The sequence below is a fragment of the Reyranella aquatilis genome, assembly GCF_020880995.1.
GTDB classification, from domain to species: Bacteria; Pseudomonadota; Alphaproteobacteria; order Reyranellales; family Reyranellaceae; genus Reyranella; species Reyranella aquatilis.
On sequence record NZ_JAJISD010000020.1, the window covers coordinates 1 to 19,244 of the forward strand.

General features: G+C 68.0%; 21 protein-coding genes and 1 pseudogene. 3 read left to right on the forward strand and 19 right to left on the reverse strand.

Going from position 1 to position 19,244, the window contains the following annotated elements; all coding sequences use genetic code 11:
* Nucleotides 1-117 precede the first annotated feature (117 nt).
* The 6 genes and pseudogenes from LJ725_RS28230 to LJ725_RS28255 form a co-directional block, all read right to left on the reverse strand.
* The gene (locus LJ725_RS28230; protein ID WP_230554254.1) at nucleotides 118-807 is read right to left on the reverse strand and encodes a hypothetical protein; all 690 of its coding nucleotides are present in this window, start codon (nucleotides 805-807) and stop codon (nucleotides 118-120) included.
* 18 nt (nucleotides 808-825) lie between these two features.
* Nucleotides 826-1,326 (reverse strand): glycine/sarcosine/betaine reductase selenoprotein B family protein, encoded by a 501-nt coding sequence (locus tag LJ725_RS28235; RefSeq protein WP_268990913.1) that lies wholly within the window; start codon nucleotides 1,324-1,326, stop codon nucleotides 826-828.
* Nucleotides 1,323-1,715, reverse strand: a pseudogene (locus LJ725_RS28240) (redoxin domain-containing protein); the annotation flags it as partial. The gene LJ725_RS28235 and the pseudogene LJ725_RS28240, both read right to left, overlap by 4 nt.
* A gap of 12 nt (nucleotides 1,716-1,727) precedes the next feature.
* Nucleotides 1,728-1,976 carry a thioredoxin domain-containing protein gene (locus LJ725_RS28245; RefSeq protein ID WP_230554256.1) on the reverse strand — a complete coding sequence of 83 codons (249 nt, stop codon included), beginning with the start codon at nucleotides 1,974-1,976 and terminating at the stop codon, nucleotides 1,728-1,730.
* A gap of 3 nt (nucleotides 1,977-1,979) precedes the next feature.
* A complete protein-coding gene (locus LJ725_RS28250; RefSeq protein ID WP_408015779.1) occupies nucleotides 1,980-2,387 on the reverse strand; it encodes a DUF1330 domain-containing protein in 408 nt (135 codons plus the stop codon).
* Complete coding sequence (locus tag LJ725_RS28255; protein WP_230554257.1) at nucleotides 2,384-2,974, reverse strand: TetR/AcrR family transcriptional regulator; 591 nt, start codon at nucleotides 2,972-2,974, stop codon at nucleotides 2,384-2,386. Before LJ725_RS28255 ends, LJ725_RS28250 begins: the two co-directional genes overlap by 4 nt.
* A gap of 98 nt (nucleotides 2,975-3,072) precedes the next feature.
* On the opposite strand from LJ725_RS28255, the gene LJ725_RS28260 reads away from it, so the two are divergent.
* On the forward strand, nucleotides 3,073-3,975 hold the full coding sequence (locus LJ725_RS28260) for a DMT family transporter (protein ID WP_230554258.1): 903 nt from the start codon (nucleotides 3,073-3,075) through the stop codon (nucleotides 3,973-3,975).
* Nucleotides 3,976-3,993: 18 nt separating this feature from the next.
* On the opposite strand, the gene LJ725_RS28265 is transcribed toward LJ725_RS28260, so the two are convergent.
* The 11 genes from LJ725_RS28265 to LJ725_RS28315 form a co-directional block, all read right to left on the reverse strand.
* Nucleotides 3,994-4,602: a hypothetical protein gene (locus LJ725_RS28265; protein ID WP_230554259.1), complete on the reverse strand. Its 609-nt coding sequence runs from the start codon at nucleotides 4,600-4,602 to the stop codon at nucleotides 3,994-3,996.
* Nucleotides 4,595-7,036: a DNA topoisomerase (ATP-hydrolyzing) subunit B gene (gyrB, locus tag LJ725_RS28270; protein WP_230554260.1), complete on the reverse strand. Its 2,442-nt coding sequence runs from the start codon at nucleotides 7,034-7,036 to the stop codon at nucleotides 4,595-4,597. The genes LJ725_RS28265 and gyrB overlap by 8 nt, the downstream gene beginning before the upstream one ends.
* 23 nt (nucleotides 7,037-7,059) lie before the next feature.
* The gene (gene recF / locus LJ725_RS28275; protein ID WP_230554261.1) at nucleotides 7,060-8,265 is read right to left on the reverse strand and encodes a DNA replication/repair protein RecF; all 1,206 of its coding nucleotides are present in this window, start codon (nucleotides 8,263-8,265) and stop codon (nucleotides 7,060-7,062) included.
* Entirely contained in the window at nucleotides 8,262-9,380 is a 1,119-nt protein-coding gene (gene dnaN / locus LJ725_RS28280; RefSeq protein ID WP_230554262.1) for a DNA polymerase III subunit beta, read from the reverse strand. The genes recF and dnaN overlap by 4 nt, the downstream gene beginning before the upstream one ends.
* Nucleotides 9,381-9,591: 211 nt before the next feature.
* Nucleotides 9,592-11,079, reverse strand: a complete 1,488-nt coding sequence (gene dnaA / locus LJ725_RS28285) for a chromosomal replication initiator protein DnaA (RefSeq protein WP_230554263.1) — start codon at nucleotides 11,077-11,079, stop codon at nucleotides 9,592-9,594.
* The gene (locus tag LJ725_RS28290) at nucleotides 11,076-11,540 is read right to left on the reverse strand and encodes a rhodanese-like domain-containing protein (RefSeq protein WP_230554264.1); all 465 of its coding nucleotides are present in this window, start codon (nucleotides 11,538-11,540) and stop codon (nucleotides 11,076-11,078) included. Before LJ725_RS28290 ends, dnaA begins: the two co-directional genes overlap by 4 nt.
* A 576-nt stretch (nucleotides 11,541-12,116) precedes the next feature.
* Nucleotides 12,117-12,380 carry a 30S ribosomal protein S20 gene (gene rpsT / locus LJ725_RS28295; protein ID WP_230554265.1) on the reverse strand — a complete coding sequence of 88 codons (264 nt, stop codon included), beginning with the start codon at nucleotides 12,378-12,380 and terminating at the stop codon, nucleotides 12,117-12,119.
* Nucleotides 12,381-12,455: 75 nt separating this feature from the next.
* Entirely contained in the window at nucleotides 12,456-13,238 is a 783-nt protein-coding gene (locus LJ725_RS28300; protein WP_230554266.1) for an enoyl-CoA hydratase, read from the reverse strand.
* A 36-nt stretch (nucleotides 13,239-13,274) separates the two neighbouring features.
* Nucleotides 13,275-14,114 carry a bifunctional DNA-formamidopyrimidine glycosylase/DNA-(apurinic or apyrimidinic site) lyase gene (mutM, locus tag LJ725_RS28305; protein WP_230554267.1) on the reverse strand — a complete coding sequence of 280 codons (840 nt, stop codon included), beginning with the start codon at nucleotides 14,112-14,114 and terminating at the stop codon, nucleotides 13,275-13,277.
* Entirely contained in the window at nucleotides 14,107-14,790 is a 684-nt protein-coding gene (locus LJ725_RS28310; protein WP_230554268.1) for a YggS family pyridoxal phosphate-dependent enzyme, read from the reverse strand. The genes mutM and LJ725_RS28310 overlap by 8 nt, the downstream gene beginning before the upstream one ends.
* Nucleotides 14,787-16,142: a tetratricopeptide repeat protein gene (locus LJ725_RS28315; RefSeq protein WP_230554269.1), complete on the reverse strand. Its 1,356-nt coding sequence runs from the start codon at nucleotides 16,140-16,142 to the stop codon at nucleotides 14,787-14,789. Before LJ725_RS28315 ends, LJ725_RS28310 begins: the two co-directional genes overlap by 4 nt.
* 46 nt (nucleotides 16,143-16,188) lie before the next feature.
* Between LJ725_RS28315 and LJ725_RS28320 the strand changes: the two genes are divergently transcribed.
* Entirely contained in the window at nucleotides 16,189-16,797 is a 609-nt protein-coding gene (locus LJ725_RS28320) for a Smr/MutS family protein (RefSeq protein WP_230554270.1), read from the forward strand.
* Here the strand turns inward: LJ725_RS28320 and ada are convergent.
* Nucleotides 16,731-17,852, reverse strand: coding sequence for a bifunctional DNA-binding transcriptional regulator/O6-methylguanine-DNA methyltransferase Ada (ada, locus tag LJ725_RS28325; protein WP_230554271.1), 1,122 nt, complete (start codon nucleotides 17,850-17,852; stop codon nucleotides 16,731-16,733). The two genes, LJ725_RS28320 and ada, sit on opposite strands and share 67 nt — an antisense overlap.
* A gap of 67 nt (nucleotides 17,853-17,919) precedes the next feature.
* Nucleotides 17,920-18,156: a DUF1127 domain-containing protein gene (locus tag LJ725_RS28330; protein ID WP_230554272.1), complete on the reverse strand. Its 237-nt coding sequence runs from the start codon at nucleotides 18,154-18,156 to the stop codon at nucleotides 17,920-17,922.
* Between the two features lie 141 nt (nucleotides 18,157-18,297).
* Between LJ725_RS28330 and gcvA the strand changes: the two genes are divergently transcribed.
* Nucleotides 18,298-19,221, forward strand: a complete 924-nt coding sequence (gene gcvA, locus LJ725_RS28335) for a transcriptional regulator GcvA (protein ID WP_230554273.1) — start codon at nucleotides 18,298-18,300, stop codon at nucleotides 19,219-19,221.
* Nucleotides 19,222-19,244 lie beyond the last annotated feature (23 nt).

A 19,244-nucleotide genomic window follows, 5' to 3' on the forward strand; every position in this document is an offset into this window, starting at 1 on the left:
ATGGGCAACAGGCAAGGTGCGCGTTCCCACCCTTCGAGACGCATCGCTGCGCGATGCTCCTCAGGGTGAGGTCGTTGTTTGAATGTTCGGCTTGATTCAATCTCGCCCAGAAGCGCTCTAGGGTTTGGCCAGCCGGTGACGCTCGGTCGCCGGGATCAAGGTGAGATTGCCCAGGATCCTGTGCTGCGGGTCGGCACTCGCGGCCAGCCGGGGCTGCAGGTCGAGCAGCGCCTTGCCGAAAAGAGTCTCGTCCCAAAGCCAGGCCTTGCGCTTCTTCGCCGTGCCGGGATCGGGGAAGGCCGAGGCGGCTTCCAGATAGTAGGCCCGCAGATCGTCGACCGCTTCCTTGAGCGTCTGGGCCGGCGGCAGATCGCCGGCCAGCGCAGCGGAGAGAAGGGCGCCGGCCGCTGGCATGTCGAGGCCGGAAACGCCCACGGTGGTGCGGCCGGTTCTCGCCACGCTCTGGTCGTGCCAGGTCGCCAGACGGTCGATCTCGGCCGCCAGCGTGTCGGTTGCCTGGGGCGCCAGGTTGATCGGGCAGGCCCAGCCGGTGAAGTCGGCCTCCTCGGCGACTTCCTCGGGATAGTCGGCGATCAGCGGCCCGTCGGTCCGCTCCAGCAGCTCGGCCGTTGCGCGCAGCACGCGCCGCTGGAAGTCCGCATCGTCGGGGATGCCGAGCGGTCGGCCCAGCTCGAACGTCACCCAGAGGGCGCGCGGCGGACGGATGGTTTCGGTGTGCTCCCGCACCAGGCTGATGCTGGCGGTCGGAATGCCCTGACGCTCGAGAAAGTGGCCCAGCGCGCCCACGGCGCGCGTGCAGGCGGGTCAAACGGGGACGAGCAGCGCCGCGTCGACCGCATCCTGTTTCAGCAGGCCGGCCAGATGCTGGGCGTGCGGCTCGGCCGCATCGGGCGGAAACGCCCCCATGAACGAATAGTGCATCGACGCCATCGACCCGACGACACCTTCGTCGACCAGCTCGCGCAGCCGGTCGATCGGGAAGGCGACGTTGTGGTCCTGCTGGAAGCCGGTGCGATCGAAGTTCACCGAGATGTGGCTCATCACCAGGTCGCGCGCCGGTGTCTCGGCCGGAATGACACGATAGCTGCCGTCGCCTGGCCGGAACGGCCGGTCGCCGCGCCGGTGCAGGCCGGCCGTGGAGATCAGCGCGACGCGGCGCCCGGTGAGCGGCTTACCGGGAAGGGCGGGCGTGTCGTCGAAGGCGGGACACTCGATGCGCCGGAGGTGATGAGCCTCGACCTCCGGCATGTCGCTGAGACGTTTGACCATGAGCTTGCGTCCCCTGTTGCCGGCGCGCGGGCTCAGCCCACCACGATGTCACGCAGGAGCGCGACGGTGGGTTCCGGCTCTGGCCTGTACTTGTAGTCCACGTCGGCTTCGACCGAGCGCACGATACCTTCGCCGTCGACGACGAAGCGCGCGGGAACCGGCAGTCGCCACGAGGCATCGCCGTTGTGCTGCGGGAGGTCGATTCCCAGGCTCAGATAGACTTCCCTGAGATCGTCGGGCAGCGTGAAGGCAAGGCCGAAGGCTTCCGCGACCGCGGACTTCTCGTCCCAGACGATCGGAAAGGTCAGCTTCTGTTTGGCGGCCATGTCGGCCGTGCGCGCCGGCCGTTCGGGAGAGATCACGACGAGGCTGGCCCCGAGGCCCGCGATGTCGGCGTATTCGCTTTGCAGAGCATCCAGCTCATGACGGCAGTAGGGTCACCAGGATCCTCGGAAGAAGGACAGGACCAACGGACCACCGGCCAGGAGATCGTCCGAGTCGACACGACGCCCGCTGTGATCGGCCAGGGCAAAGGCCGGCATCCGACGGCCGACCGGCACGATGCGGTCGAGGATTCCCGTCCGCCGCTGGTCTTCGGTGGCCCTTTCCATGATGGCCTGCTTTTCAGCGGGAAGACGCGCCGCGCTGGCCGCCCGCATGGCCGAGAGTTTGTCTGCCAATGACATCGTCTACTCCCTGGTTCGGGTTTCGCTGAACTTGCGATAGGTCTCGCGCGTGGCGACGATCGCGTGGTCGCTGCAGCCGTTCTCGCGTTCGACGTTCGCGGCCGCGTATTCGGGCGAATTCATCATGGCGAGGAACGCGGCGCGGGAGGGATAGCGGACCAGCGCCACGTAGTCCCAGCGATGGCGGTCCGGTTCGCCCAGCGCCACCGTCTCGGCATTGCCGGTCCAGATGATGGTGCCGCCCTGCGCCTTGATCAGCTTTATGGTCATCGCGCTGTAGCGCAGATAGGCGTCCCAGCCGCTGCCGTTGCCGTCGAGCGAGCGGTCGCGAAAACGCATCAGGTTCAGCATGACGACAGGACCGTCGTCCGGCAGTGCGCTCACGGCGGCTTCGTTGAGATGATCGATCAATGCGGCCTCCCCAGGAGCTCCAGCGCCGGGCGGACTACGGCTTCCAGCGTCCGCCGCCGGGCGCCCGTCCGTGCCAGCACGCGCATGCCCATCAGTACGCCCAACAGGTGAAGGGAGAGGGCATGGGCATCGGTCCCGCGCGGCGTCTCGCCGGCCTGGTTCGCCGCCTCGACCATCCGCTGGAAGAAGGCACGGATCTCTTCGAGATAGGCGGCGACCACGCGCCCCAGTTCGGCGTCGTGCGGGGCCACGTCGATCGCGGAGTTCACGAGCAGGCACCCCTTGCAGTCGGGGTCCTTCAGCGATCGGTCGATCACTTCGGCCAGGAAGGCGCGGATCGCCTCGCGCGGTGGGTGGCTCGCTTCCAGGCGCGCGATGCGCTCGCGGGTCGTGCCGTTGGCGTAGCGCTCCAGGACGCGGGCAAACAGCGAGCGCTTGTCCCCGTAGGCATTGTAGAGGCTCGCGCCACCGATCCCCATTTCTCGCGCGAGGTCGCGCACCGACGTCGCCTCGTAGCCACGACTCCAGAAGCAGTCGATCGCGGCATCGAGCGCACGGTCTTCGTCGAATTCCTTCAGGCGGGCCATGTCTCCATTCAAACCATAATTCTGGAGCGACCGCACTAAAATTCGTAGGCGGCTGGCCCGGTCCGTGCTAGCGCCGATGCATGGCCCATTCGAAGTCCGTGCAAGTCACCCGTGAACACCTGGGATTCCTGTGCGGTGCGGTCATGGCGCTCGGCGCATCGCTGTCGTTTGCATCGGCGCGTGCCGGCATCCTGGGGGGCCTCGGTGCGATCGACATGATCTTCGCGCGCTACATCGTGGCCGGCGCGATCATGCTGCCCCTGCTCCTGCGCTACGGCGTGCGCGACCTTGCCGGGATTGGCCTCCGCCGCTCGCTCGTCCTGACGGCGCTGGGTGGCGCTCCCTTTGCGCTGTTGCAGACCGGCGGTTACGGCTTCGCGCCGCTTGCGCATGGTGCGGTTATCGCGCCCTCCACCGTCACCATCGTCAGCACCATCGGTGCCGCGCTGTTCCTGCGCGAACGGTTGAGCCGCGGCCATCTGGTCGGCGCCGCCATCGTACTTGCCGGTATCTTCCTGATCGGCTGGGACGGACTGACCCAGCCGTCCGGCGAGCGCGCCTGGCTGGGCGACCTCCTGTTCTTCGCGTCGAGCGTCTTGTGGGCGGGCTTCACCCTGCTGCTGCGGCACTGGCGCCTGCCGGCGCTGCAGGCGACGGCCGTCGTGGCGGTGCTGTCGTTCGTCCTGACGACTCCCCTGTATCTCGCGGTCATGGGCGTGGCCCACCTCGACGCGCTGCCGCTCGGCATGCTCGCCTTCCAGGGGCTGGTGCAGGGTGGACTCCAGGGAGCCGTCACCATGATCGCCTATAGCCAGGCGGTCATCTTCCTCGGCGTCAGCCGCGCCGTGCTGTTCCCGGCCATTGTGCCGGCCCTGTCGGTGCTGGTCGGAATTCCGATCGTGCGCGAAATCCCGGGGCCTCTGCAGATTGCCGGCCTCTGCCTCGTCACGCTGGGGCTGATGACGACGGTCGGGCTGTTCAGGCGACTCGGCCTGCGCTGAACCCGGAGGTGATCGGGATCAGCGCATCAGCGCCGGAACGAACGACTGCAGCACGGCATCGGCGTCGGCGGCCGTCTGCTGGTGCGACTGTGCCCAGTCGATCCGGATCTTGATGAAATGGTCGCGGAAGCCCGTGAGCATCAGCTTGCTGTAGATCCGCGAGTTGGCCTGGGTGACGCCGCTGTAGGTGACGCAGCGGAACGTCACGGCGCCGTAGGCACAGGTCGACGGCACCGACGGCTTCTGGAAGGCGGTGTAGCCGGCATACTTGAACTGCTGCTCGGCCGAGGCGAGCTCGCTGTTGAACTGGGCGATCACCGTCGGATTGTCGCTGCCCGCCGGCACGCGACGGCCGAGGTCGAACACCTGCACCGTGATCGCGAGCCGCTTGGGCGTGGAATAGAAATACGACATGCCCAGGCCCGGATTGTTGGCCGGCGGGGCTGCGTAGTTGACCGAGCGTTCGAAGGTGGCGCCTCCGAGGTTCGACGCGAAGTTGAGCTTGGTGCCCGCATTCGTCGTGGGCGTCGACGACTGGGTCTGCGCGAAGGCGGGTGTGGCGACACTGCCGGCGCCGGCGCCGGCGAGCAGAGCGGCGGCGATCAACGCCGGACGGATCCTAGACATCGAGGTTGGCGACCTTCAGCGCGTTTTCCTGGATGAAATCGCGGCGCGGTTCGACCACGTCGCCCATCAGGGTCGAGAAGATCTCGTCGGCCTCGTCGGCATGGTTGATGCGGACCTGCAGCAGCGTGCGGGCCTCGGGGTCGAGCGTGGTCTCCCAGAGCTGGTCGGGGTTCATCTCGCCCAGCCCCTTGTAGCGCTGGATCGTGACGCCCTTGCGGCCGGCCTCTAGCACGGCAGCGAACAGCTCCGTGGGAGAGGAGATCCTGGTTTCCTTGTCCTTGACCGCGAAGATGCCGGGCTTCTGGTAGACGGCCTGCAGCTCGTCGGCCAGCGCATCGAGCTTGCGGGCCTCGGCGCTGCGGGTCAGCGGTCCGTCGATCACGTGGCGCTCGCTGACGCCGCGCAGGCGCCGGGTGAAGGCGAGGCCGCCGTCGGCGATCGGCTCGCCGGTCCATCCCTTTTCCAGTACCGGACTGACGACGTCGAGGCGCTTGGCGATGTAGTCCGCCGTTTGCCTGGCGAGTTCCGGATCGGCCAGAACATCGGGCTTGAGGGCACCGGCGATCGCGGCCTGCTCGATCACGGCCTGGCTGGTGACGCGACGCGACAGCGCCAGCGGCTTCACGAGGTTGGTCACGGAGCGGGCGATGTCGACCGTGCTGCGCAGGTCGTCCTTGGCCAGCACGCTGCCGCTGCCGAGCTGCAGCGTGGCGCCCTCGAGGCCTGTCTGGATCAGATGGTCGTCGAGCGCGCGCTCGTCCTTGAGGTAGATCGCCGATTTGCCCTTGGCGGCTTTGAACAGCGGCGGCTGGGCGATGTAGAGGTAGCCGCGCTCGATCAGGTCGCGCATCTGGCGATAGAAGAAGGTCATCAGCAGGGTGCGGATGTGGGAGCCGTCCACGTCCGCGTCCGTCATGATGATGATCTTGTGGTAGCGAAGCTTGTCGAGGTTGAAGTCGTCGTGGCCGATGCCGGTGCCCAGCGCCGTGATCAGCGTGCCGATTTCGGCCGAGCCCAGCATCTTGTCGAAGCGCGCGCGCTCGACGTTCAGGATCTTGCCGCGCAGCGGCAGGATCGCCTGGTTGGCGCGGTTGCGGCCCTGCTTGGCCGAGCCGCCGGCCGAATCGCCCTCGACGATGAACAGTTCGGAGAGCGCCGGATCGCGTTCCTGGCAGTCGGCCAGCTTGCCGGGCAGGGAGGAGACGTCGAGCGCACCCTTGCGGCGGGTGAGCTCGCGGGCCTTGCGCGCGGCCTCGCGGGCGGCCGCGGCCTCGACCACCTTGGTCAGGATCTTCTTGGTCTCGGCCGGATGCTCCTCGAACCACTGGCCGAGCTTGTCGCCCACCACCGATTCGACGACCGGACGCACTTCCGAGGAGACCAGCTTGTCCTTGGTCTGCGAGGAGAACTTCGGATCCGGCACCTTGACCGACAGGACGCAGGTCAGGCCCTCGCGCATGTCGTCGCCGGTGAGGCCGACCTTCTCCTTCTTCGAGATGCCGCTCTCGTCGGCATACTTGTTCAGCGTGCGGGTCAGCGCGCCGCGGAAGCCGGCGAGATGCGTGCCGCCGTCGCGCTGCGGGATGTTGTTCGTGAAGCACAGCATCGTTTCGTGATAGCTGTCGTTCCACTGCATCGCGACTTCGACCGCGATGCCGTCCTTCTCGCCGCGGATCGACACGGGCGGGTCGTGCAGCACCGCCTTGTTGCGGTCGAGGTACTTGGCGAAGGCCTCGACACCGCCCTCGTAGAACAGCTCGGAGACCTTGTGCTCGGCGCCGCGCTCGTCGGTCAGCACCACGCGCACGCCGGAGTTCAGGAAGGCGAGTTCGCGCAGGCGATGCTCGAGGGTGGCGAAGTCGAACTCGGTCTTGGTGAAGGTTCCCTTGGAGGGCAGGAAGGTCACTTCCGTACCGTGCTGGCCCTGGTCGGCCTCGCCCACGATCTGCAGGTCCCCTTCCGGCTCGCCGTGCCGGAAGCGCATGTGGTGTTCCTTGCCGTTGCGCCAGATGCGCAGGTCGAGATGCTCCGACAGCGCGTTCACCACCGCCGCGCCGACGCCGTGCAGGCCGCCCGACACCTTGTAGGAATTCTGGTCGAACTTTCCGCCGGCATGGAGCTGCGTGAAGATCACGTTGGCGGCCGAGATGCCTTCTTCCTTGTGGATGTCGGTCGGGACGCCGCGGCCGTTGTCCCGAACGGTCGCCGAGCCGTCACCGTGCAGGACGACGTCGACCCGGTCGCAATAGCCCGCCAGCGCCTCGTCGATCGCGTTGTCGACGATCTCGTAGACCATGTGGTGCAGGCCGGTGCCGTCGTCGGTATCGCCGATATACATGCCGGGGCGCTTGCGAACCGCCTCGAGGCCGCGCAGCACCTTGATGGAATCGGCGCCGTAGTCCTCGGCGCCCGGCGTCACGTCGTTGTCGCTCATGATCCTGGCCTTCGAAAAAAGTGTCAGACCGCCGCGATCGAGCCGTCGGCCACGCGCAGGATCTGCGCGCGGCCGCCGAGCGGCGCAAAGAGTTCGGCATCCGTGCCGGTCATCCAGCTCTGGGCGCCCAGCGCCACCACCTCGTCGAACAGCGCCATCCGGCGCTCCGCATCGAGATGGGCGGCGATCTCGTCGAGCAGCAGCAGGGGCGGCCGGCCGCGCGACAGCGCCACCAGCCTTGCATGCGCCAGCGCGATCGAGACCAGCACGGCCTTCTGCTGGCCGGTCGAGCCCTCGGCCGCCGGCAGGTCGAGATCGAGATGGCGTACCGCGAGGTCGCTGCGATGCGGCCCGCAGGACGTGGTGCCGGACTCGGCGTCGCGCAGGCGGCTGGCCGCCAGTTCGCCACGCAGCCGGTCCTCGACGTCGATAGCCGCCATGGTGGCGATCCAGCGGTCGACTTCGCCGGCCATCGCGAGCGAAGCGCGCGGGAAGGGGCCGACGCCCAGCCGCGCAGCGGCGTCGAGGCGCTGCACCGTGTCGGCGCGCGCCGCGGCGAGCGCCACGCCGTGGCGGGCCATCGTGTCTTCCAGGGCGGTGAACCAGTGCGGGTCGCGGTTGCCGTCGCTCAGCAGGCGGCTGCGCTGGCGCTGCGCGTTCTCGTAGGCCGCAACGTCGCCCGCATGTTCGGGATGCAGGGCCGTCACCAGCCGGTCGAGAAAGCGCCGCCGCTCCGTGGCGCCGTCGAGGAACAGGCGGTCGAGCTGCGGCGTCAGCCACACGGCGGCGACATGCAGGCCGAGCGCGGTCTGGCTCTGCATCGGCCGTCCGTCGATCCGCACGGCACGGCGCGGCAGGCTGGTCTCGCTGCGGCCGGCTTCCAGGCCGGTGCCGATGGCGACCCGACCGTCGGTCGTGTCCAGGGTCGCCGCGACCGCCCAGCCGGCGGCCGGGGGCTCCTCGCCGCGCGGGCGGCGGCAGACATCGTCGAGGCGGGCGCGCCGCAGGCCGCGGCCGGGCGCCAGGAAGGACAGTGCCTCGAGCAGGTTGGTCTTGCCCGCGCCGTTGTCGCCCACGAGGACGACAGGCTCGGCGCCGCAGTCGAGGCGGAGCTGGCGGTAGTTGCGGAAGTCGGTCAGGCGCAGCTGGCGCACGGCGAGGAGTGCCGGCGCAGCGCCCGATACGGCGTCGGAAGAGTAGGCGAGGGCGCTGATGGCCTGTGCCGTCATACCCGCATCGGCATGAGCACGTAGAGCGCGCTCTCGTCGGCACCGTCACGCACCAGGGTGGGCGAGCCGGCATCGGCCATGAGGAAGCGCGCCTCGCTGCCGGCGATCTGCTCGGTGATGTCCAGCAGGTAGCGCGAGTTGAAGCCGATCTCGAGGGCCGTGTCCTTGTACTCGACCTCGATCTCCTCGGTCGCGCTGCCGGCATCCGGACTGGTGGCCGAGAGCGTGACGACGCCCTTGGCGACCGCCAGCTTGATGGCGCGCGACTTCTCGGTGGAGATGGTCGAGACGCGGTCGACGGCGCTCGCGAACTCCTTGCACGGCACGTTCAGGACCTTGTCGTTGCCGGTCGGGATGACGCGCTCGTAGTCGGGGAAGGTGCCGTCGATCAGCTTGCTGACGAGGGTGATATTGCCGCTGGAGAAGCGGATGCGGGTGTCGGAGAGCTCGACGTCGACCGAGCCGTCGCTTTCGTCGAGCAGCTTGCGGACCTCGCCCACGGTCTTGCGCGGCACGATCACGCCCGGGATCTCGCCGGCGCCCTTGGGCAGCGGCACCTCGACCCGGGCCAGGCGATGGCCGTCGGTCGCCACGCCGCGCAGCACCTGGGTGGCGCCGGAAGTGGCCGCATGGAAGTAGATGCCGTTCAGGTAGTAGCGGGTCTCCTCGTTGGAGATCGCGAACCGGGTGCGGTCGATGATGGCCTTGAGGTCGGTCGCCGGCAGCTGGAATCGGTGCGGCAGGTCGCCCTCGGTCATCGCCGGGAAGTCGGCCGGCGGCAGGCACTGCAGGGTGAAGCGCGAGCGACCGGCGCGGATGACCAGGCTGCCGCCGTCGGAGGCCGCTTCGAGTTCGACCTGGGAGCCGTCAGGCAGCTTGCGGACGATCTCGTACAGCGTGTGGGCCGGGGCCGTGGTCGAGCCGGTCTTGGAGGCGCTCGCCTCCACCGATTCGGTGATGGCCAGATCCATGTCGGTCGCCGCCAGGGCCAGCCGCCCCTTCTGGGCGGTGATCAGCACGTTCGACAGGATCGGGATGGTGTTCCGACGCTCGACGACACTCTGGACATGGGCCAGGGCCTTCAGAAGGGCCGCCCGTTCGATCGTCAGTTTCATGTTTTGGTCGCCGTAGTCAGGGCCGGATTGGGTGGAATTTCTGGCCCGTTCCAGAGGCCGCGAAAAGCCCCGCTGGAACGGTTGAAAAGTATATCACGCCCCCTGCCCGCGGGAAGCGATTTCGCTGTTTCTAGAAGCGTTTAGACCCTGGCGCACGACGCAAAACAGGCCCCTTTCGGGGCCTGTTCCACATATCCCGGCAGTAGTTTTGTCAGCCCTGCAGCTGGCGCTTCAGCAGTTCGACGTCCTCGGCGATCGAATGGTCGGAAACCTTGAGCTCCTCGATCTTGCGCACCGCATGCATGACCGTCGTGTGGTCGCGATTGCCGAAGCGCTTGCCGATCTGCGGCAGGCTGAGGGTCGTGAGCTGCTTGGCCAGGTACATGGCGACCTGGCGGGGGCGGGCGACCGAACGGGCCCGCCGGGGCGAACTCATCTCGGCCAGCTTGATGTTGTAGTGGGCGGCCACCCGCTGCTGGATCTCGTCGACCGTGACCTTGCGGTCGGCCTGGCGCAGCAGGTCGTGCAGCACGTCCTGCGCCATCTCGACGGTGATCTCGCGGCCGATCAGCTGGCCGTGCGCGACGACGCGGTTGAGCGCGCCCTCGAGCTCGCGGATGTTGGTGCTGATCTTGTGCGCGAGGAACTCGAGCACGTTGACCGGCACCGGGACGCGCGCGTTCTCGGCCTTGGTCTGCAGGATCGACAGGCGCAGCTCGTAGGTCGAGGAGTGGATGTCCGCGACCAGGCCGCTGCCCAGGCGCGAACGCATGCGCTCCTCGATGTCCTGCAGCTCGCTCGGCGGCTTCTCCGACGACAGGATGATCTGTTTGTTCTGCTCGACCAGCGAGTTGAAGGTGAAGAAGAACTCGTCCTGGCTGGCTTCCTTGCCGCAGATGAACTGGACGTCGTCGACCATCAGCACGTCGACGTTGCGGAACAGCTCCTTGAACTGGCCGGTGTTCTTCGTGCGCAGCGCCTGGATGAAGCGGTTCACGAAGCTCTCGGCCGTCAGGTAGAGGACGCGGGTCTTGGGATCGCGCTCGCGGATGACATGCCAGATCGCGTGCATGAGATGGGTCTTGCCCAGGCCCACGCCGCCGAAAATGTAGAGCGGGTTGCGCTCCGGCAGCGGCATGTCCTGCTCGGAGATGTTGCGCGCCGCGGCGTATGCGAACTCGTTGGGCTTGCCGACCACGAAGTTGTTGAAGGTGTAGCGTGCCTCCGGGGTCTGGGAGATCTCGTCGGCGCCGCGGCCGATCGAGGGGCCCATCCGCGGCATCGGCGGCTGGTGGCTGTTCTGCGACGAGGGCACCGGCGGCATGGCGATGATCTCGTTGGGACGGCGCGGCGCCGGCGGCGGCACGAGATTCACCTCGACGTTCTTCACCTCGGCATTCACCGACTGCCAGTAGGCGAGCACGCGGTCGCCGTAGTGACGGCCGACCCAGTCGCGCACGAAGCGGGTCGGGGCGTAGAGGCGCAGCTTGCCTGCCTTGAGCTCACCCAGCTCGACCTCGCCGAACCACGTCTTGAAAGCCTTGTCCCCTATCTCCTTGCGAAGCCGATCGCAGACGCGCACCCAATGTGCTTCGAGCTCCTTTCGGCCCGCCATTTCTTCCATATCTGCCCCCGCCACGGTGTTCATTTCATATGTCGCGTTATTGTCGCCTTTGAACGGCGCTTGGATCTTGTTCAAGTTTGTCTCCAGGGAAGCCCCGTTGCCTTCCAACCCCCCGTCGCACCGCGCTTGCCGTGCGGGTCGAGAGGCCCCTCAAAGCCGTCTGCCACGTTGAGACACGTACTGTAGCCGGCTGCGGCAGCGGCCTTCGCCGCCGCGACCGAGCGAACGCCACTCCGACACAAAAAGAGCAAGGGAGTCGACTTGTCCGCCACAGCACCGGTCAGGGTGGCGACGAACTCGGGATTGACCTGCATGCTGGGGAAGACCTGCCACTCGACCAGGCCCGGCTTCTTGTCGAGACCGGTCAGGTCGGGCACGCCGACATAGTTCCATTCGGCGCGCGTGCGGACGTCGATCAGGATCGCGTCCTTCTGCTCGCCGAGAATCTTCCAAGCAACTGCAGGCGTCACATCGCCGGTGTAGCCGGCGGCGGGGGACACTTCGTATGCGCCGGCGATTTTCTTATCGTTCGACATGGCCCCCGCTTTCATTCGTCGAAGCGAGGCGTTGTCTGGCGAGCCAGCGATCTCGGGCGACACACAACACGGCAAGGGATGACGAGGGATTTTCGGCGAGCGTCGCTTATGGGACGCTTCATCTTCATTCTGTCGTCGAACTTGCGAAGCGTTGTGTACCTGTCTCCCTCGTTCGTCGTTGTGATGGAGAGGAATCCCCTCTTCTCCATCTGGCTCGCGATCCAGCGCCCCACGCCCACCGCGATGTCCCGACTCTTATCCAGACTCTCCGAAGCGCGCAAACGATTCACACGCAGAACACCGCACGCTATTCATACACTTAGCGACGTTGCTCGATTGACAAGTTGTGCGATTCGATTTTGTGCGTTGTCGATCGCGAACACGCTCTCAACATCTAGCGCTCGACGTAGCGCATCGTTCGATAAATTCGAATCGTATGTCAGTCGGCCAATCGACGACCAAACGTTCAATGTCGAATCGCGCCGAGATTTTTTTTCGAGTGGTTCGTCGCCCCAAAAGAAAACGCCGCTCGAAGGAGCGGCGTTCACAATCTCTGAAGCGAGGCTTCGAGAAGGATCAGGCCATCGCCTTGATGCGGGCCGACAGACGCGACACGCGGCGCGAGGCGGCGTTCTTGGTCACGATGCGCTTGGTGGCGCCGCGCTGGATCTCCGGCTGCGCCAGACGCAGCGCCTCCTGGGCGGCCTTCTTGTCACCCGAGGCGATCGCTTCCTCGACCTTCTTCACCGAACCGCGGACGCGGCTGCGGCGCGCCGTGTTCACGGCGGTGCGACGCTCGGTCTGGCGGGCGCGCTTCTCGGCCGACTTGTGATTAGCCATAATAGTCCTCGTTATTCGAAGGGCGCGCTTATACGGGCCGGGTGAGGGCCGGTCAAGCTTGCCAAAACCGCCGGATCAGCGGTGTTTCCAGCCCGCCTTGCGCTTCTCGGCGAACGCCGCCATGCCCTCGGCCCGGTCGTCGAAGGCAAAAGTTGCGTGAAACGTGCGCCGCTCGAAGCGAACGCCCTCCGAAAGGGTCGTTTCGAAGGCGCGATTCACCGCCTCCTTGGCGACCATGGTGGCGGGCAGGGACATGCCCGCGATCTTCTCGGCGGTGGCGATGGCGTCGTCCATCAGCTGAGCGAGCGGCACGACCCGGCTGACCAGGCCGCAGCGCTCGGCTTCGGCGGCATCCATCATGCGGCCGGTGAGGACCATGTCCATCGCCTTCGACTTGCCGACGAAGCGCGGCAGGCGCTGCGTGCCGCCGGCGCCCGGAATGGTGCCCAGCGTGATTTCGGGCTGGCCGAACTTCGCATTGTCCGCAGCGATGATGAAATCACACATCATGGCCATCTCGCAGCCGCCGCCCAGGGCGTAGCCGGCGACCGCCGCCACGATCGGCTTGCGGACCTGGCTCACCTTCTCCCAGCCGACGGTGATGAAGTCCTGCAGGAAGACGTCCTGGTAGGTCTTCTCCTTCATTTCCTTGATGTCGGCGCCGGCCGCGAAGGCCTTGTCGCTGCCCGTGAGCACCATGCAGCCGATGCCCGGATCGGCCTCGAACGCGTCGAGCGCCTGGCCGAGCTCGCGCACCAGGTCGGCGCAGAGCGCGTTCAGCGCCTTCGGACGGTTGAGGCGGATGATGCCGACCCGGCCCCGGGTCTCCGTCTGGATGTTCTCGTAGGCAGCCGTCACGTCTTCCTCCTCAAATTCCCTTGGAGCGCTGCTTAGCTACCGCTGGCAGCGCGTGCAATAGAAGGTCGAGCGGCCCGCCTGCACCAGCCGGCGCACCGTGTGGCCGCAGGCCGGCGTCGGGCAGGCGATGCCGGCCCGGTCGTAGACGTTGAAGCGCGTCTGGAAGTAGCCCAGCTCGCCGCCCGGCTGGACATGGTCGCGCAGGGTCGAGCCGCCATCCTCGATGGAGCGCAGCAGCACCCGCTTGATCGCCGCGACGAGCCGGTCGGCGCGCTCGCCCTTGACCGTGTGGGCCGAGCGGCGCGGCGAGATGCCGGCCAGGAACAGCGCCTCGCACGCATAGATGTTGCCGACGCCGACCAGGGTCTTCTGGTCCAGAAGCGCCGCCTTGATCGGCGTCCTGCGGCCGGCCAGCCGTGCTGCCAGCACCTCGCTGGTGAAGGCGTCGTCCAGCGGCTCCGGCCCCAGGCTCTTGAAGTATTTGTGCGTGGCGACGGCCTCGTCCGGCACCAGCACCATCAGGCCGAAGCGGCGGGCATCGTTGAAGCGGACCTGCCAGCCATCGTCCATGTCGAAGACCACATGGTCGTGCGCGGCGAGCGGATGGCTGGCCGCGGTCTCGGCATCGTAGAGCGTCATGCGGCCCGACATGCCGAGATGGACGATGAGGGTCTGGCCATCGTCGAGCCGGATCAGCAGGTACTTGGCGCGCCGGTCGATGCCGGTGACGGTGCGACCCTCCACCCGGGCGGCGAACTTCTCGGGCAGCGGGACCCTGAGGTCGCGTCGGCGCTGCTGCAGCCGCACGATGCGCCGGCCGGCCATGCGCGGCATCAACCCGCGCCGGACGGTCTCGACCTCGGGCAGTTCAGGCATGGTTCTCCGGCGGAGGCCGCGAACCGAACAGGGCGCTGCCGACGCGGACATGGGTGGCGCCCAGGCGGACCGCGGTCTCGTAGTCGGCGCTCATGCCCATGCTGAGTTTCGCGAGGCCGTTGCGCGCCGCCATCTTTCCGAGCAGCGCGAAATGCAGCGCCGGCTCCTCGTCGACCGGCGGGATGCACATCAGGCCCACGACCGGCAGCTTGTACTGGTCGCGGCAGAGCGCCACGAAGGCGTCGATATCCTTCGGCAGGATGCCGGCCTTCTGCGGCTCCTCGCCGGTATTCACCTGGATGTAGCAGGCGGGCCGGCGGCCGAGCTTGTCCATCTCCTTGACCAGCGCGGCGGCGAGGCGCTCGCGGTCGACCGACTGTATGACGTCGAACAGGGCGACGGCGTCGCGCGCCTTGTTGGTCTGCAAGGGGCCGATCAGGTGCAGTTCGAGGTCGGGAAACGCGGCCTTCAGGTCGGGGAACTTGCCCTCGGCCTCCTGCACGCGGTTCTCGCCGAACACGCGATGGCCGGCGTCCAGAAGCTCGCGCACCCGCTCGGGTCCGTGCGTCTTGGACACGGCGACCAGCGTGACGTCCGACGGCGAACGACCGGCCGCGCGCGCGGCCTCTGCGATGTGGCCTGTGACGTCGGCCAGTCGGTCGGCACCTTCGCTCATGCGTCGAGCCCGGCGCGGGCGAGCAGGGCCTCTTCGTTGTTGGGATCGGCCGCCAGCGCCGCATCGAGCGTCTCGCGCGCGCGGTCGCGCTCGCCCAGGGCCGCGAGGCAGATGCCGTAATGGGCCAGCAGACGGGTGTCGCCCGGCAGGCCGCGCAGGGCATGCTCGTGGTGCGTGCGCGCTTCCGCGGCCCGGCCAAGGCCGACCAGGGCGCGGCCGAAGTTGGTCTGCACGAACGGATCGTCGGGCGAGATGCGGGCGGCCTTCTTCAGCACGCGGCGGGCATCGTCGAACCGCTTGAGGCCGAGCAGCGCCAGACCGTGATTGTTCAGGGCGCGGGCATCGCCGGAAACCGCCTTCAGGTAGGGATCGAGGACCTGGAGGGCCTCGTCGAAGCGGCCGAGCTGCACGTAGAGGTTCGAGAGCTGTAAAACGCTGTCCTGATCGAGTGGGTCTCGTTCGAGGACCTTCTTCAGGATGTCCGTCGCCTGATCGGCCTGGCCGGCGGCCGTCCGTGCCAGCGCCATGGTATTCAGGGCGACGGTGAAGGCGGGATCCAGTTCCAGCGCCTTCTCGAGATGCGGGATCGCATCGCTCGGGCGGCCGCTGAAATAGAGGACGAATCCCACCGTGTGATTGAGCGTGGCGCTGCCCGGCGCCAGTTCGAGCGCCCGGCCCGCCTCGGCGATGGCCTCGTCGTAGTGGCCGAGGGCCGCCAGCGACAACGAGCGGTCGCCCAGGATCTGGGCGCGGCGCTCGGCATTGTCGCCGGCGTCCTGCAGCGCCATGTCGAATACTTCGATGGCCGCGGAGTGCTGGCCCAGCCGGTAGAGCGCATAGCCCAGCATGTTGCGGGCGCGCGCCTGCAGCGGCTTCAGCGTCTCGGTGCCATGCTCGTGGATGGCGCGATCGACGTTGGCCACGAATTCCGACAGTTCGCGCTCGGCGGCGGCGAAGCGGCCCATGTCCATGTGGATGGAGGCCAGCGCCAGGCGCGCCTCGACGTGGGTGGGAGCGCGGCGGATCGTGTCGCGGAAACGGCGCGCCGCCTCGTCGAGATTGCCGAGCCGCCGGGCGGCGAGGCCGAGATTGTAGATCAGCATCGGCTCGTTGGGGTCTTTCGCGACCGCCTTCCGCCACAGGCCCTCGGCTTCCTTCACCGCGCCGCGCTGCGACAGGCAGACCGCGAGATAGTGCAGGATGTCGGGACGTTCCCCGAAGCGGACCATGGCGCTGCGGAACAGCGGCTCGGCGCGGTCGTACCAGCCAGCGCGCAGATACTGCAGGCCGGTCTGGAGATCAGGGTCGGGTTGAGGCGGGCCGGAAGGCCGGGAAGGGGGCGCGATCGCCATGCCGGGCTGTGTAGACCCGCCCCACGGCCAAGGCTAGACGAAACGGATGGTCAAGGACCTCGACTTGTTTGCCGCCGCGATGGCCGGCGTGAAGCCGCTGAAGCGCAAGCGGGCGGCCGCGTCGCGGGTGCCCGCCGTCGAGGCCAAGGCCGCGTCGAAGTCCGCAGCGAACCCGGTCGCCGGGGCACCGAAGCCGCTCCGGCCGGCCGCCACGCCGGCGCCCCGGCCGCGCCCCGTCCCCGTCCGGCCGCGCGTTCCGGATCTTTCCCCCACCGACAATCAATTCGACCGCGACGTCTCGCGGGCGCTGTCGCGTCGCAAGCTCTCGCCGGAGGCCAGCATCGACCTGCACGGCATGACCCTCGCGGCGGCGGAGCGCGCCGTGACCGCCTTCCTGGCAAGGGCATCGGCCCAGGACATGCGCGTGGTGCTGGTGGTCACGGGCAAGGGACTGCGCCGCGAAGGCGAGCGCCTGATCGACGGCCGCATCCGGGCGGAGTTCGTGGGATGGCTCAATCGCGGCGACAACCGTGAGCGGGTCCGCGCGGTCCGGGCCGCCCATGCGCATCATGGCGGCACGGGCGCCTTCTACCTGCTGCTGCGCCGGCGTTCCTCGGCCAGCAGCCGCTCCTTGCGTGCCACACCCCAGCGATAGCCGGTCAGGGCGCCGCTCGATCCCACGGCGCGGTGGCAGGGAATGACCACGGCCGCCTGGTTGGTGGCGCAGGCCCGTCCCACCGCGCGGGCCGCCTTGGGCTCGCCGATCTGTCGGGCGATCTGGCCGTAGGTGCGGGTCTCGCCGGCCGGGATCTCGGTCAGCGCCTTCCAGACCTTCCACTGGAAGGCGGTGCCCACGATGTCGAGCGGCACGTCGGGCGCGTCGAGGGCGGTGGGCTTGCGGCCGTAGAGCCGCGACAGGACGGCTTTCACACGCGGCCCGAGGACCGTGTCGTTGCGCTGGAGTTCGGCGGCGGGAAAGTCCTGCTTCAGGCTTTTCTCCAGCGAACGGTCGTCGTCGCCCAGGAACACCGCGGCGATGCCCTTGCCGGTCGAGGCCACCAGCACGCGACCATACTCGGAGTCGGCCATCGTGTAGTCGATCCGGGCGCCGGCGCCGCCGCGGGCGTAGGTCGCGGGCGTCATGCCCAGCACCTTGTCGCTGCTTTCGTAGACGCGGCTGGGCGAGCCGTAGCCCGCGCCATAGATCGCGTCGGCCACGCTGGCGCCGCCGCGCAGCGCGCTGCGGAAGCGCTCGCGCTTGCGCGCCACCAGCCAGTCGCGCGGGGCGACCCCCAGCTCGGCGAGGAAGCGCTTGCCCAGCGCCCCGCTCGAGAGGCCGACCGCGCGCGCCACCTCGGCCAGCGACGGCGGCGTGTCGGCATCGGCAGCCTCGAACAGCGCGCAGGCGCGCGCCACCGGCTGGCTCAGGCCTGCGTCGGCCTGCCAGGCGCGCGGCTTGCACCGCTTGCACGCACGGAAACCCGCCGCTTCCGCCGCCTCGGGCGAGGCGTGGAAGTCGACGTTGCGCCGCAGCGGCGGACGCGCCGCGCACGACGGCAGGCAATAGACCCCGGTTGTACGAACCGAGAACCAGAACCTGCCGTTGTAGGCACGGTCGCGCCGCTGGACGGCGTTCCAGCAGGTTTCCGCGTCGGGAAGGAGGGAAGTGGCGAGGGCCACGGCGGCGAACGAAAGAGGATGTTGGGTCATGGCGCCATCAAAGCACCACGACCCGAACCTGCTCTATCCGGCGCCCGCCGGCAATTCCGTACCGGCCTTACGACCAGAAGGACTTGCCGGCCTCGAACCGGGCGGTGGCCCGGTCGATGCCGATGTCTCGCAGCAGTCGCTCGTCCAGCTGGGCCAGCTGATGTCGCGAACGGGCCAGCTCGGATCGGGTCATGATTTTCTCGATCCCGACCACGACCGTACCCGCCAGCAGCGCGACGGCGCGGCCGAACGAGAAGGAGGGGGCGCTCGCGTGGGAAACCCGCGCGGTGGATACGATCGACATGACTTAGCTCCGCTTGAGGCGATGATGCCGGGAATCGGCGGTTACGCCTCGTTTCTGGGCCGTATTTGCTGTATCCTGTGGATACTTGCAAAGGATGAAAGCTCGGGGGAGGCATAGAATTTCTATGAGCGTGTTTCCAAGATGAGCCGGTCGCAGCTGCCACTCAACGCCCTGCGCGCCTTCGAGGCCGCCGCCCGTCACGCCAGTTTCACCCATGCCGCCGAAGAGCTTCACGTCACGCAGGCCGCCGTCAGCCACCAGGTGAAGGCGCTGGAGGAGAGGCTCGGCGTCGCCCTGTTCGTGCGCCGGCCGCGCGGGCTGGAGATCACCAGCGAGGGCGAGGCGCTGCTGCCCGATCTGCGCGACGCGTTCGACCGCATGACCAACGCGCTCGAGCGGGTCGGCCGCAAGGCCAACTCCGGGACATTGAACGTCAGTCTCGTCACGACCTTCGCGCTGGGCTGGCTGGTGCCGCGCCTGCATCGCTTCCAGGCCAAGCATCCCGAGATCGAGGTGCGCATGACGACGAGCCAGAAGCGCGTCGACTTCGCGCGCGAGGATGTCGACTGCGCCATCCGCTTCACCGTGCAGCCGGAGCCCGATCTGCATGCAACGAGGCTGTTCAGCGACGTGCTGACGCCGCTCTGCGGCAAGCGCTATCGCGACAAGCTGAAGACGCTCGACGATCTCAAGCGCGTGCCGTTCATCGACATGACGCACGATCCCGAATGGGCGATCTGGCTGCGCGCTGTCGGGCTCGGCGACTTCAAGCCCAAGCGCGTGCTCACCTTCGACTCGACGATGATCGCGGTGGAGGCGGCGATGGAAGGCGCGGGCGTGGCGGTGGGGCCGCCGCAGCTCTTCCGCGAGGAGTTGGCGGAAGGACGGCTGTTCCAGCCGTTCGAGCAGATCGTCGACAGCGGCAAGGCCTGGTGGTTCGTCTGTCCGCCGGCCTCGGTCAGCCGGCCGAAGACCAAGGCGTTCGAGGAGTGGCTGATCGAGGAGCTGGCTGCGCCGCAGGCGCGCACCGTGCGCCCGGCGCTGGCGACGACGGCCCGCCGCTGAGGCCCCACGCTGACGGTGGCCTA

Excerpts from the sequence above, each read along its gene's own strand:
- LJ725_RS28245 (WP_230554256.1), bottom strand. The coding sequence starts at position 1,976 with ATGTCATTGGCAGACAAACTCTCGGCCATGCGGGCGGCCAGCGCGGCG.
- LJ725_RS28255 (WP_230554257.1), bottom strand. The coding sequence starts at position 2,974 with ATGGCCCGCCTGAAGGAATTCGACGAAGACCGTGCGCTCGATGCCGCG.
- LJ725_RS28265 (WP_230554259.1), bottom strand. The coding sequence starts at position 4,602 with ATGTCTAGGATCCGTCCGGCGTTGATCGCCGCCGCTCTGCTCGCCGGC.
- gyrB (WP_230554260.1), bottom strand. The coding sequence starts at position 7,036 with ATGAGCGACAACGACGTGACGCCGGGCGCCGAGGACTACGGCGCCGAT.
- recF (WP_230554261.1), bottom strand. The coding sequence starts at position 8,265 with ATGACGGCACAGGCCATCAGCGCCCTCGCCTACTCTTCCGACGCCGTA.
- dnaN (WP_230554262.1), bottom strand. The coding sequence starts at position 9,380 with ATGAAACTGACGATCGAACGGGCGGCCCTTCTGAAGGCCCTGGCCCAT.
- LJ725_RS28290 (WP_230554264.1), bottom strand. The coding sequence starts at position 11,540 with ATGTCGAACGATAAGAAAATCGCCGGCGCATACGAAGTGTCCCCCGCC.
- rpsT (WP_230554265.1), bottom strand. The coding sequence starts at position 12,380 with ATGGCTAATCACAAGTCGGCCGAGAAGCGCGCCCGCCAGACCGAGCGT.
- mutM (WP_230554267.1), bottom strand. The coding sequence starts at position 14,114 with ATGCCTGAACTGCCCGAGGTCGAGACCGTCCGGCGCGGGTTGATGCCG.
- LJ725_RS28310 (WP_230554268.1), bottom strand. The coding sequence starts at position 14,790 with ATGAGCGAAGGTGCCGACCGACTGGCCGACGTCACAGGCCACATCGCA.
- LJ725_RS28315 (WP_230554269.1), bottom strand. The coding sequence starts at position 16,142 with ATGGCGATCGCGCCCCCTTCCCGGCCTTCCGGCCCGCCTCAACCCGAC.
- LJ725_RS28320 (WP_230554270.1), top strand. The coding sequence starts at position 16,189 with ATGGTCAAGGACCTCGACTTGTTTGCCGCCGCGATGGCCGGCGTGAAG.
- ada (WP_230554271.1), bottom strand. The coding sequence starts at position 17,852 with ATGACCCAACATCCTCTTTCGTTCGCCGCCGTGGCCCTCGCCACTTCC.
- LJ725_RS28330 (WP_230554272.1), bottom strand. The coding sequence starts at position 18,156 with ATGTCGATCGTATCCACCGCGCGGGTTTCCCACGCGAGCGCCCCCTCC.
- gcvA (WP_230554273.1), top strand. The coding sequence starts at position 18,298 with ATGAGCCGGTCGCAGCTGCCACTCAACGCCCTGCGCGCCTTCGAGGCC.